Here is a 12,812-nt window from a genome sequence, read left to right on the forward strand (position 1 = left end):
TTCATCAAAAAAGCAGGAAAAAAGTATTGCTTTGTGAGATTGTTTCATTATAGAATAGTTTCACAGAAGAATAGTTCGTTAAGTGAACTATATAGATTCGGGAAAGGAGAATGAAGAATGACTACACCGGATGCAAAAAGTTTGGTGAACCGCTATTTGGATGCTTCCTTTATGGTCAATAAGCGGTTTGATACGCGGATACGCGAACAAGTGGGGCAGACCATAACGACCGATCAGTTCTGCGCACTTCGTCTGATTGAAGAGAAACCTTTCTGCACCCCCTCTGATCTGGCAGAGCTTCTGTGCATAGGCAAGAGCAGCATTACTGCTTTGGTCAACAAGCTGGTGGATCGCGATTTGGTCCATAGAGCCGGGGATGAACGCGACCGCCGCGTTGTATATCTGACACTGACGGATACCGGACGACAGGTATACAGGGAAACAGAACAGGAAATACAGCAGATTCTGGAGCCGTATCTGGTTCATTTTAAACCGGAAGAGGTTCGGATTTTCATTGAATCTTTTGAGAAGCTTGCAGCTTTGCTAACGCATGAAGGAGGACAGGAGAACGAATGAGAGCGATACTAAAAGCAAGATGGTGGTTAATGGGGCTATGGGTTGTTGTAGCTGCCGTGTTGATGTTTACTGCCCCTAACATGAGTGAACTGATTCGGGAAAAGGGACAGTTTTCGGTTCCGGAAGGGTATTCTTCCACCCAAGCCGCAGCGATTTTGAATGAAGCTGCAGCACAAAAGGGAGAGCAGCAAGGCAGCCAGATCGCTCTTGTATTTTATAATCCGGAAGGTCTGGGTACCGCGGGGAAACAAGAGGCAGAGAAGGCCGTTAAAAACTTGGAGGCCGACAAGGAGAAGCTGGGCATTCTGTCCATTCTGGAACCTTTCTCTCAGCCTGAATTGTCAGAGAAGATGATCTCAGCTGATGGCAAAACGATTCTAACATCGCTATCCATTGATCAGGGAGATCGTACGGTCAAGGAAATGCGGGAAGACCTGAATGAAGCATTGAAGTCCGTCAATGTGGAGCACTACATAACCGGTAAAGGTCTGATTGATGAGGACACCATTGAAAGTTCACAAGAGGGGCTTAAGAAATCGGAATATATTACCGTTGTCTTTATTTTACTTATTCTGTTCCTGGTGTTCCGTTCGTTTGTAGCTCCGTTTGTCCCGCTGCTGACGGTGGGGATCAGTTATATTGTATCGCAACAGATTGTTGCATTCCTGGTGGATGGGCTGGACTTCCCGATATCCACATTTACACAGATCTTCATGGTCGCCGTTATGTTCGGGATTGGTACGGATTACTGCATCCTGCTGATCAGTCGGTTCAAGGAAGAACTGGCTCATCATGAGAATACGTGGGATGCCATCATTGCCACCTATCGTACTGCCGGTAAAACGGTACTCTTCTCAGCACTAGCTGTGCTGGTTGGATTCATTGCAATCGGATTTGCCCAGTTTATGTTGTACCGCTCTGCGGTTGCCGTAGCTGTAGGTATTGCTGTGATGATGCTTGCCTTGGTGACCATCGTACCATTCTTTATGGCAGTGCTGGGCAAGAGGTTATTCTGGCCGTCGAAGGGTTCACTTGAACATGCGGAGAGCAAGATCTATGGTGCAGCTGGACGCTTTTCACTGAAACGTCCATGGGCTGCGCTGCTCATCGTTGCAGCTGTCTGTTTGCCTCTTCTGGCAACCTACGATGGCAAACTTTCGTTCAATAGTCTCGATGAGATTGGTGAGAAATATGATTCCGTAAAAGCATTCAACATTATCTCTGACAGCTTCGGTCCGGGTGAATCACTGCCGGGTCAGATCGTCATCCAGAACGATGAAGAGATGGATAATGCAAAGTATATGGCCGTTGCCGAGAAAATTAGCCGGGAAGTAGAGAAAGTAGCCGGAGTCTCTGGTGTCCGCAGTATGACACGACCTACGGGGGATGAGATTAAAGATTTTGAAGTTACACAGCAAGTGGGAACATTATCGGATGGGCTGGGTGAAGGCAAGACGGGTCTGGATAAAATCCGTGATGGCCTGAGTGAAGCCAGCAGTCAGCTAAGTAAAAATGAACCTCAGTTAAAAGAAGCTGCTGATGGAGCAGGTGAACTTACCAAAGGAACCTCCCAGTTGCAAACGGGTATCACGCAGCTCAGTCAGGGACTTGGGCAGATTGAAAAAGGCATTCGAGATGGTTCTGCAGGTGCAGGGGATCTGAAAGCTGGACTTCAGCAAGCCAAAACAAGTGCAGATCAACTTGCGCAGGCGAACAATCAGTTGCTTGAAGCCTATCGTCAGGCGGGAGCAGGGGTCGCTGCACTGGGGGATGGAACCCGCGAACTGGAACAACAGCTGAACGGGGTTTCATCAGCTCTAACCAGTCTCTCCGAATCCTTCACAGCACTTGAAGAGCGTTATCCTGAATTGGAGCAAGATGCTGATTACCAGCGTATCAAAGGTACGATTGGTGAAACAGGTTCTGGTACAGCGCAGCTTGCGCAAGGTTTGGGGCAGATTCAGACCAAGCTTGGAGAAGCCGCTGCTGGAATTAATCAGGCCAATGAAGGGTTTGCCTCCGCAGCAGCCGGACAAAAGGCGCTTGCCGATGGCCTGGGTCAAATTGTAACAGGAATTGGTCAGTTGCAATCCGGTCTCAAACAGGCTGCAGATGGTCAAGGCAAAGTGATTAGTGAAATTCCTTCCATTCAGGATGGACTTGGCCAGCTTCAGGGTGGTCAGGAGAAAATTCAGCAAGGCTTCTCGGATCTGAGTGGTCAACTGACACAACTGACAGATGGCTTGAATCAGAGTGTCGATGGTATTAAACAGGTATCCGGGGGACTGGATTCAGCGCAGGACTACCTGACGCAATTGCAAAATTCACCAGATTCCGATCTGGCAGGCTGGTACGTTCCTGAAGAAGCACTGAACAGCAAAGACTTCACACAGGTATTTGATACGTATCTGTCTGAAGATCGGAAAACGATGACAATTGATGTTATTTTCGCCGAAAATCCATACGGAACAGAAGCCATTGATCGTGTTCCTGACATTGAGGCGGCAGTACATCGCGCGGTACAAGGCAGTACGCTTGAAAAAGCAGACATCGCCATAGGCGGAGTTACCAGTACGTTTGCAGATCTGCAGGAGATCTCGAATAACGATTATACACGTACTGTAATGCTGATGCTGGCAGGCACATTTATTATTCTGGTTGTGCTGCTCCGCTCAGTCATTATGCCACTGTATCTGATCGTTTCCTTATTACTTGCTTATTTCACATCGATGGCGTTAACCGAAGTGATCTTTGTTAATATCCTCGGATTCGCAGGTATCAGCTGGGTTACTCCGTTCTTCGGATTTGTCATGCTGATTGCACTCGGTGTGGATTATAGCATCTTCCTGATGGACCGTTTCAATGAGAACAAAGGCATGAAAGTACAGGATGCCATGTTGTACGCGATGAAGAACATGGGAACCGTTATTCTATCTGCCGCGGTCATTCTGAGCGGTACATTTGCTGCCATGTATCCATCCGGTGTTCTCTCGATGATGCAGATTGCCACAGTAGTTCTTAGCGGATTGATCTTGTACTCTCTGCTGTTCCTGCCATTCTTCGTCCCAGTGATGGTGAAGATGTTTGGCCGGGCCAACTGGTGGCCGTTCCCGAACAAGGAACAATCAGATTCCGTTGATTCGGATCGGACCATAGGCATGTAATGCATTGCAATGAATCTGGCTCTGCCGCGTTATGTGGCAGGGCTTTTTTATTTTTTGCCTCTACAGGAAAGCTGCAACTTGTGCAAAAGAAAGGTGCATGCCTAAGGACATCATCCCGCGCTTTGTCATCCCACTCATCATAAGATATAGAGCAGTTCATTATTGTTCAGAAAAATCACAGCAGAGAGGGGCGACGGGATGGTATATCGATATGTGGCTATAGGCGATTCATTAACGGTGGGTACAGGAGCGTTGCTGGGCACCGGCTTTGTTCCTTTATATCGGCGAATGGCGGAAATGAATGTTCGTACGTTTGTATCCATGGAAAATATGGGCGTGAATGGACTGACGTCGGGGGAAATGTTGCAGATGATCTCTTCGCATCCCCGTGTACGGCAATCGCTCCGTGAAGCGGATATCATTACCCTATCCATTGGCGGGAATGATCTGATTCGTACGTTTAAAGCAAGTAATGGCATTCCAAATGCCAGCAAAATGACACAGGTGCTCGGAGAAACCCGCAGTAATGTATCCCAGATCATGCGGCACATTCGGCAGTTAAAGGGCAACCATGAGTATATGATCCGATCCATCGGATTGTACAACCCGTATCCACAAGCGACGGAAGCTGCGTACTGGGTGCGCCAATATAATTCGTTTCTGAATGGAGCGGGATCGGGCAACTATGCATGTGCTCAGGTATATGACAGGTTTGAAGGTCGTGAGCGTGAACTGTTGTTCTGGGACAGAGTACATCCCAATGCAAGAGGATATCGTGTCATTGCAGAGCAGCTTAATCGGACGGGATATTATCCATTCTCTTGATCACTTTGGAACAAAACTAGACCAAGCGATGGACTTCCTTTAAGATAATAGAAGACCGTTCCATTTTGTGAGATAAAGGGGTTAATTTTTGGTGCAAAACATCGATTCCGGTTCCCTCCATCCTTCAGAGCAGCAGCGTATATCCGAAGTGTTGGCCTTATATGGCTTTACATCGGATTGGAAAGGCGAGCGTGGAAAGGGTGGAATGAATAATTCTACTTACATGCTCCAGGTAGACGGGACTAATTACGTCATGAGACAATATGAAACACATAATGATCCGATGAAAATCACCTTTGAACACGAGGTGCTGGAAGCCCTCCAACGTTCGAACTTTAAGCTTGATACACCTTCACCTGTAAGGCGCTTATCTGGTGAGGGCGGTACATTCCTTCCTGTAAAAGATACCCTCACAGGTCATACCAAAATCGTGACTCTGTTTCATTATAGGGAAGGCGTCAATCCCATCTGGCTTACACCAGATCAATTGATAGGGCTTGGTAAAGCGGCGGGGGCCTTGTCTTCTGTTCTGGCTACGCTGGATATGCGACTTGAACCTGTATATCCACCATACTATCGAATTCAGGATGCGTATCCACTCTGTTCACCAGAACGATTATTACAGCTATGCACATTACCACCCGAGCAATTGTCCGCATGTGCGAATGAGCTGAAGCAACTGAGAGATGCGCTGCCAGATCTTTTTGAAGCTCTGCGTGGTATGGAACATCTGCCGCATCAATTGGTTCATGGGGACGTGAATGCCTCGAATGTATTGGTAGATCATCAGCTGGATGGTGAAATCTGTGCCATTTTGGATTTTGAATTTGCGACATGGGATTTGCGGGTAATGGAGCTGGCTGTTCCGATGTCTGACCTCCTTACCATGGACAAGAGTGAAGATTGGATGTGGCAGGCACAGGAGGGACTGATCAGGGGATTTCGGGAACAGGTCAGCCTGAAACCGGAAGAGTTACTGGCCATACCTCGATTGATTTTACTGCGTAGTCTGGATGTGGTCATGCATTTCATCAGTCGGATGTTCGAGGGTACAGATGAGCCGGAAGTGGCTGTGGAGCAGATTGTGAAACTCAAACAGCGGATTGACTGGATGCGTCTTCATGAAGAACGACTGCGTGAGATATTGGTGTATTAAATATCGTTGTTAAGAATAAAGTGCACTGTTTCTGCTCATACGAGGGCAGAGATCAGTGCACTTTATTCGTTAGAAAAGTGATATATGAAGATTACAGCGTATAGCGAATGACATTACAATCCACGTTTGCGGAACCAACTGCGGACAGCCCAGCGGCGCTCCTGACGTTTTTTGTATTTGGGCAACGAACGATAAACGTTCAACGATTGCTCGTATGCCTGCTTCGCGTCTGCATTGCGTCCGAGGGAACGGTGAACCGAGCCGAGCAGATAATAAGCTTCACTGGAAGAGGAATGAATCTCCTGAAACTGATGCACATAATCCAGCGCTTTGTCCTCACGCGTATCTTTGAAGGCTCCAGCAAGGGTTAGGTACGGGCGTCCGTACTTGACTCTGGGATTGATCTCTAGGGCTTGTAATATATGACGTTCGCCTTTTTCGATGTTACCGAGGTGAAGCTCAGTCGTCCCTAGTGCCTCCCAGTACTCAGCCGATTGTTCGTATGGGCGCTCCAGTTCAAGCAATAACGCATGTGCCTCACTGTAACGTTTGCGCTCAATCAGCAGGCGAGCCAGCTCCAACTTGGATGACACTTCGTTGGGGCTCATAGCAAGCTGTTGCCGAAGTCGGGAGATGTTACGCATACGTTTGATAGGTTTCGTGAAGCTTGGGAACACCCCAACGTAACGACGATCCAGGAAATACAGTATAACGAGCAAAATGAGGATGGCAATGAACGGATTACCTACAATCCGCCATAGAAGTCCAAAGATAAGAAATTTAATAAGCACAGGTTCAACTCCATTTATGATGTAATCGCGTTTCGTACACTTAAAATATACTTCGACTGATCCAGCGGGTTAACTCCTCTGCGTTTGCGAGCATGATTCACATCCGCAGGACAATCCTGGTATCCGGCAAACGAAGTTGTAAGCACCCCGCGTCCGCTTGTCTCGGAACGCAGTTTCACCGGATAATCCATTGAGGTGGCAAGAGGCATAACTCCTTCAATAATACAACGTCCGCTACCAATGACGGGGGCTTCGAAGGTTGCCCGCATATGTACCAGATCGCTAAGGGCCTTACCGCCGTATTCTTCCGGGACCGTCAGCCGGAACTGAAGAAGGGGTTCCAGCAACGTGGTACCTGTTCTCGACAATCCGTCCATGATTCCCATAGGCGTGGCTACAACAAAATCCAGCGGATGTGTATGCCAGACATGATGTTCCCCTTCCACCAGCGTGATGCGCAGATCGGTGACTTCCCAACCGAGCATACCTTGAGACAAGGCTTCCGGAATTCGTCGTTCAACTTCATTCTGATAACGTACCAGCAGGTGATCGGCTCTTACGGTCGAGGTATAGATCAGACCGCTTCCGCGAGGCAAAGGTTCGATCCTGAAACGGAGGATGGCCCAGCAGGGCTTTGGCATCGTATAGGCAATGTAACCTTCTCCCGCTACACGAGGGGTCTCCTTGTAGATGACGGATGGTGGATCAAACACGACATCCAATCCGAAACGACTCAGCAACAGGCTGGATAAAATCTCAAGCTGAATGGTTCCCATGACCTTGAGATTCAGTTCTCGTTCCTCTGGCAACCATTGCAGGTCGAGTAAGGGGTCTTCATCCGTCAACTCCTGCAATGCTGCCACAAGATCGGGGTAACGTGCCGGGTCTTTCCCATGTACTTGCACCGTCAACAAAGGTACAGCCATCTGTGGCAGAGGAGGTACACCCTCAGGATTGCCGATAACGTCACCCACATGTGTGTCACTCAGTCCGTACAGCATAGCAATCTGCCCCGCGTGAACGGCACCGGTATCCGCCCATTTCCGTCCATCCATGCGGCGAATCTGCGTCACTTTCTCTTCAAGCTCCCGCGTCGAATTATGGATGATATCCCGATTGTGTAAGCTGCCACCGTACATACGGACGTAAGCCGTGCGTCCCATCGTACGGTCACGTTCAATCTTGAATACAACACCCGATACGGGAGAATCCACTGGTTGTGCAGGTGGGGGCAGGAATGCAAGGACAGCGTCCAGCAATGCCGTGACGCCAATTCCTTTGCCGGAAGCGCCATAACACACAGGAAACATCTCACCCTGATGTACATACCGCAGGAATGCATCATTCAGGTCCTTTTGCGATAACGGTGTTTCCTGGATGTAGGCTTCCATGACCTCTTCGTCCAGCTCGGCAAGGATCTCGACCAGACCTGGAATGGAAGGTGTGTCATCTGACAGAGAATCTTGATTCGGGTTCCATAGGGAGTCGATGCCATGAAAAGAATCTTCCTGGAGCCGATACGTTTGGATTTCGCATGCGAAAGGGGACAGGCTGGAACGAATCTGCTCCATTACCGCTGGGGCAGATGCGCCAATCCGATCCATTTTATTAATATAAATGATGGTTGGGATGCGAAGTGAACGAAGGGCATGCCAGATGGCTTCACTCTGGGACTGAATGCCTTCTACTGCCGACAGAATGAGAATAGCGCCATCCATTACCCGTAGCGTTCGCTCTACTTCGGAGCTGAAATCAATGTGACCAGGCGTATCAATGAGGTCAATAATAGTGTTCTTCCAGATCAGAGAGGTCATGGCTGCCTGAACGGATATGCCACGTTCTTTCTCAATATCCAGGGAGTCTGTGGCTGTTGTTCCGTCATCTACACGTCCCGGACTGCGGACGACACCACTCTCAAATAACATATGCTCGGTGGTGGTTGTTTTCCCCGCATCCACATGAGCGAAGATGCCAATATTCCTGCGATTCAATTCGTTTAACATGGAATGCTAAGCTCCTCTGACAACGGAATGCAATGTTTCCGACAAGTAATAATCCAGATTATCATACCACATCTTCCATATGGAAGAATATGTGGATATATATGATTAGACCCAGGAACCTACGTCCATTCTGGTTCTATTTTAACGAGAAATGTTCATGGTTCTGCGATAAGATGCGGGCGTTGTGCCGGTTAATTTTTTGAATTGACGGTAAAAGTGGGGCAGGCTGTCGAACCCGCAAGCATCGGCAACGGCTGCCATCGTCTCATCACCTTGCACCAGATGCTCTTTTGCCATAATAACCCTTCGTGCTAATGCATAATCCGTTAGAGTCATTCCCGTGTATCGTTTGAAGGCACGACTGAAATGGGCAGGGGATACAGAGGCGTACTGCGCCAGTTCAGGGAGGGAAAGGCCATTCCGAAGGTTATCGTCAATATGAGAGATCGTAGAAGAGAGCCATGAGGGACCCGGAGCGGATTTACCCGGATTCGCAGGTCCCGCAGCTTCCAGACGTTCCAGAAAAATGAGCAACAGTTGCAGCCTTAACAGGGCCGCATGTGCGCTTAGATGATGACCGAGCTGGAATTCGGTCTGAATATCATCAATGAGGGCGGCCACCTGTAATTGCTCCTCTGTGTTCAGATGCCTCTTATACACACGTTGTTTACGACAACGTTCAAACAGGCTTAGCAAAGAAGAAGCAGCACCTCCGGCGGTGGATGCCAGCAAGCCCGGGCTGAAGAACAGTGCGGAAGATGTGACAGGATTGCCTGCATCCGGCAAGGCTCGATGAACCGTACTGCCAGGTATAATGAACAGATCTCCTTCCTGCATATTCTCAAGTCCCGTATCAATAAAGATGCTTCCCTGACCCCGATATACATAGATAATTTCATGCCAGTCGTGAAGGTGATCTGGCAACTCGTTCTGAGGGGATTTGGTGTCGCTGTACACCAGGCGGAACGGAATACCGGATTCTGCTTGAATAGTCGTACGAACAGGTGAACGTTCCATAAAGACTCCTTTCCAGACGATCGTCTTCAACGAGATGTTATACCTGGTCATGAGAGAGTATATTTACCGCAATATAAGCAATTTAATTTCCTTTTATTGATGATACAATGAATTTAAAGCGTTTACAATAAAAGGGTGCAGAGCCTTCGAGCTGCATTCCGACAGTACAAATAATCGATGAGGTGAGTGTCCATGTCGGCAAGCACGAAACGGCCAAGGTTGAAGCTGAATTTACTGGGGAGCGATGGTCAGCGCAAGTGCAAGGAGATTATGGAGCGTCCCGTGAAGGTTTTGCAGATTGGAGAAGGTAATTTCTTGCGGGGATTTGCAGACTGGATGCTTCATGAGAGTGCCAGACAAGGCAAATTCCATGGAAGTGTAGCCGTTACCCAACCACGACCGGGAGGCAAAGCCAAGCTGGAGCAGATTCGCGATCAGGACGGATTATATACGATGATTACGCGAGGGCTGTCCCAAGGAAAGCCGGTTGAGCGGACAGAGTTGATCTCCATTTTCTCACAGTGTATCAATCCGTATGAGGAATGGGATGCCTTTCTGAACTTGGCGGAACTGCCTTCACTTGAGTTCGTTATTTCCAATACAACCGAATCAGGATTGAAATATACGTATGCGGATTATATCGAGGGTGAACCCGTCCAATCATTTCCGGGGAAATTAACGGTTTTTCTGCATCAGCGATATTTGAAATTTGATGGTGACCCATCCAGAGGTTTGATTCATCTGCCATGTGAGCTGCTTGAAGGCAATGGGAATGTGCTGCGCAGTTGTGTCCTCCAGCATAGTGAGGATTATGGGTATTCAGATGGTTTTCGTTCATGGATCGAGAACCATAATCATTTCCTGAACAATCTGGTAGATCGAATTGTGACAGGTGCGCCGACCCAGGAGGAAGCCGATTCCCTGACAAATCGTTGGGGGTATGAGGACCAGTTGATTAATACGGCAGAGCCATATCATTTCTGGGCCATTCAGGGTGATGAATCATTGGACAAAAAACTTCCTCTCAAGCAGGCAGGTCTTAATGTACATTGGGTGAAAGATCTGAAGCCTTTTCAGGTACGCAAGGTTCGTATTTTGAATGGGGCGCATACCTTAATGTCTTCCCTCGGCATTCTGCAAGGCAAGCAGCATGTGAGAGAAACGATGGAAGATCCACATTTTGGCTCATGGATCAGGGAAGCTGTGCATCAGGAGATCGTCCCTGCTCTGGATATGCCCGATCATCAGCTGGACCAGTATGCAGAAGAAGTATTCGAAAGGTTTCTTAACCCGTATATTGATCACAAATTGCAAGATATTGCTTTGAATACGATCGGAAAATTCAAGGTGCGTGTGCTGCCTACACTGTTGTCTTATGAGCAAAATCAGGGAAGTTGGCCAGAACGTTTAATTCAAGGATTTGCTGGATTATTGTGTCTCTATCGTCCGGTAAATACGCCAGAAGGTTACAAGGGACAACGACTGAATGGAGAGGACATTCTGCTGCGGGATGACCCGGATGTCCTGGCTGCTTTGGCTGCGCACTGGGACGGTTATGACACGCTTAACAGGGATCAGAACCAATTGGATAACCGCGTAGCGGCTGTGTTGTCGGATACCCTGATCTGGGGCGAAGATCTGGATGCAAGAGAAGGGTTGCGCGCAGCACTTGTTCGTGAAATCGGATTGTTGGAAGGTGAAGGGAAATGAACACAACAAGTACAATCAATGACTGGATTGCCATTCAACCACAGGATGATGTCATTATAGCGCTTAGGGATTATGCCAAAGGAGAATGCATTACCCTGCAAGACGGAGTTTCTTTTACCTTGCTGGATGACGTGCCCAAAGGGCATAAGATTGCTGTGCATACCCTGGCACCGGGTGATGATGTGATGAAGTATGGTTTCTCCATCGGGATTGCCCAAGAGCAGATTGAGCAGGGAAGCTGGATTCATAGTCACAACCTGAAGACGGGTCTGCACGGATTGCTTGAATATGAGTATCAGCCGGGAGCTCAGATTCAGACGGACATGCCTCCGGAACATCTGCGCTCATTTGATGGATATTTGCGTCCCAATGGTGAAGCAGGTATTCGTAATGAGATCTGGATTGTGAATACGGTTGGATGTATCAATAAAGTGTGTGAAGCTTTGGCACGTATGGGGCAGTCCCAGTTCGGAAGCCGGGTAGATGGTGTATTTCACTTTCCACATCCATTCGGGTGCTCACAGCTTGGCGATGATCTGAAGTATACACAACAGTTGCTGGCCTCCTTGGTGGAGCATCCGAATGCAGGAGGCGTGCTCGTCATCGGTCTGGGCTGTGAGAACAATCAGGTCGATGAATTCCGTGAGTGTATTGCTCCCGAATACCGAGGTAAAGTACGGTTTCTCAAAGCACAGGAAACGGATGACGAGCTTGAGGAAGGGCTTCGACTGATGGAAGAACTTGTGGAGATCGTTGAACATGAGCAACGGCAGCCGCTTCCGCTCAGCAAACTCAAAATTGGTTTGAAGTGTGGCGGTTCCGATGGTTTATCTGGCATTACAGCCAATCCACTGGTCGGTGCAGTTGCTGATATGCTGGTTGCTGCCGGGGGTACGGCTATTCTGACGGAAGTCCCGGAGATGTTTGGTGCGGAGACGATCTTAATGAACCGGGCTGCCAATGAGCAAGTATTTCACGATTTGGTGGATTTGGTGAACGGCTTCAAGCAATATTTTGTGAACCATGGCCAGAACATCTATGAGAATCCTTCACCTGGTAATAAGGCAGGTGGCATTACCACACTCGAGGAAAAGTCACTTGGATGTACGCAAAAGGGAGGGCGTTCTTCAGTCGTTGACGTTCTGCGCTATGGCAAACGTGTATCTCAAACCGGTCTGAACATTGTAGAAGCACCAGGTAATGATCTGGTGTCTGTCACGGCACTGTCTGCAGCAGGTGCACATATCGTGCTCTTCACAACAGGACGGGGCACTCCATTCGGAGGCCCGGTACCTACCGTCAAGATTGCGACTCAATCCGATCTTGCAAATCGCAAAAAACACTGGATTGACTTCAACGCAGGCCAGCTGTTGGAGGGGCGCACGATGGATGAGGTGAAAGTGCAGCTGTTCAGCCAGCTAATTGATATTGCTTCAGGACGGTCCCATACACTCAGTGAGCAGCATGGATTCCGGGAGATTGCCATATTCAAGGATGGCGTAATTCTCTAAATCCATTGTCGATGGGGGCTGTTGATCGTCTGGGTTGCATTATATGGTGAACCACAGCC

9 protein-coding genes are annotated in these 12,812 nt (G+C 48.5%); 6 read left to right on the forward strand and 3 right to left on the reverse strand.

Translation table 11 applies throughout. The features are described 5' to 3' along the window. The first annotated feature begins 117 nt into the window (after positions 1-117). The 4 genes from MKY92_RS10650 (at position 118) to MKY92_RS10665 (ending at position 5,721) form a co-directional block, all read left to right on the forward strand. Positions 118-576: a MarR family transcriptional regulator gene (locus MKY92_RS10650; protein WP_221824248.1), complete on the forward strand. Its 459-nt coding sequence runs from the start codon at positions 118-120 to the stop codon at positions 574-576. Beyond that, the gene (locus tag MKY92_RS10655) at positions 573-3,740 is read left to right on the forward strand and encodes an MMPL family transporter (RefSeq protein WP_339300610.1); all 3,168 of its coding nucleotides are present in this window, start codon (positions 573-575) and stop codon (positions 3,738-3,740) included. Before MKY92_RS10650 ends, MKY92_RS10655 begins: the two co-directional genes overlap by 4 nt. Positions 3,741-3,938: 198 nt before the next feature. Then, positions 3,939-4,565: a GDSL-type esterase/lipase family protein gene (locus MKY92_RS10660; RefSeq protein WP_339300612.1), complete on the forward strand. Its 627-nt coding sequence runs from the start codon at positions 3,939-3,941 to the stop codon at positions 4,563-4,565. A 91-nt stretch (positions 4,566-4,656) separates the two neighbouring features. Beyond that, entirely contained in the window at positions 4,657-5,721 is a 1,065-nt protein-coding gene (locus MKY92_RS10665) for a phosphotransferase (RefSeq protein WP_339300614.1), read from the forward strand. A gap of 113 nt (positions 5,722-5,834) precedes the next feature. Here MKY92_RS10665 and MKY92_RS10670 read toward each other — a convergent pair whose 3' ends face one another. The 3 genes from MKY92_RS10670 to MKY92_RS10680 form a co-directional block, all read right to left on the reverse strand. Next, entirely contained in the window at positions 5,835-6,512 is a 678-nt protein-coding gene (locus MKY92_RS10670) for a tetratricopeptide repeat protein (RefSeq protein ID WP_339300615.1), read from the reverse strand. A 14-nt stretch (positions 6,513-6,526) separates the two neighbouring features. Further along, positions 6,527-8,515, reverse strand: a complete 1,989-nt coding sequence (locus tag MKY92_RS10675; RefSeq protein WP_339300617.1) for a translation factor GTPase family protein — start codon at positions 8,513-8,515, stop codon at positions 6,527-6,529. A 141-nt stretch (positions 8,516-8,656) separates the two neighbouring features. Further along, a complete protein-coding gene (locus tag MKY92_RS10680; RefSeq protein WP_339300618.1) occupies positions 8,657-9,583 on the reverse strand; it encodes an AraC family transcriptional regulator in 927 nt (308 codons plus the stop codon). 141 nt (positions 9,584-9,724) lie between these two features. Here MKY92_RS10680 and MKY92_RS10685 point away from each other — a divergent pair, with 141 nt between their 5' ends. Beyond that, entirely contained in the window at positions 9,725-11,242 is a 1,518-nt protein-coding gene (locus MKY92_RS10685) for a tagaturonate reductase (protein WP_339300620.1), read from the forward strand. After that, on the forward strand, positions 11,239-12,753 hold the full coding sequence (locus MKY92_RS10690) for an altronate dehydratase family protein (RefSeq protein ID WP_339300621.1): 1,515 nt from the start codon (positions 11,239-11,241) through the stop codon (positions 12,751-12,753). The genes MKY92_RS10685 and MKY92_RS10690 overlap by 4 nt, the downstream gene beginning before the upstream one ends. The last annotated feature ends 59 nt before the right edge of the window (positions 12,754-12,812 follow it).

Origin of the sequence: Paenibacillus sp. FSL R5-0623 (genome assembly GCF_037974265.1) — a bacterium.
GTDB lineage: Bacteria > Bacillota > Bacilli > Paenibacillales > Paenibacillaceae > Paenibacillus.

Bases quoted from the DNA above. Each gene is read 5' to 3' on its own strand.
- MKY92_RS10655 (WP_339300610.1), top strand. From the start codon at position 573: ATGAGAGCGATACTAAAAGCAAGATGGTGGTTAATGGGGCTATGGGTT.
- MKY92_RS10660 (WP_339300612.1), top strand. From the start codon at position 3,939: ATGGTATATCGATATGTGGCTATAGGCGATTCATTAACGGTGGGTACA.
- MKY92_RS10690 (WP_339300621.1), top strand. From the start codon at position 11,239: ATGAACACAACAAGTACAATCAATGACTGGATTGCCATTCAACCACAG.
- MKY92_RS10680 (WP_339300618.1), bottom strand. From the start codon at position 9,583: ATGACCAGGTATAACATCTCGTTGAAGACGATCGTCTGGAAAGGAGTC.
- MKY92_RS10650 (WP_221824248.1), top strand. From the start codon at position 118: ATGACTACACCGGATGCAAAAAGTTTGGTGAACCGCTATTTGGATGCT.
- MKY92_RS10685 (WP_339300620.1), top strand. From the start codon at position 9,725: ATGTCGGCAAGCACGAAACGGCCAAGGTTGAAGCTGAATTTACTGGGG.
- MKY92_RS10675 (WP_339300617.1), bottom strand. From the start codon at position 8,515: ATGTTAAACGAATTGAATCGCAGGAATATTGGCATCTTCGCTCATGTG.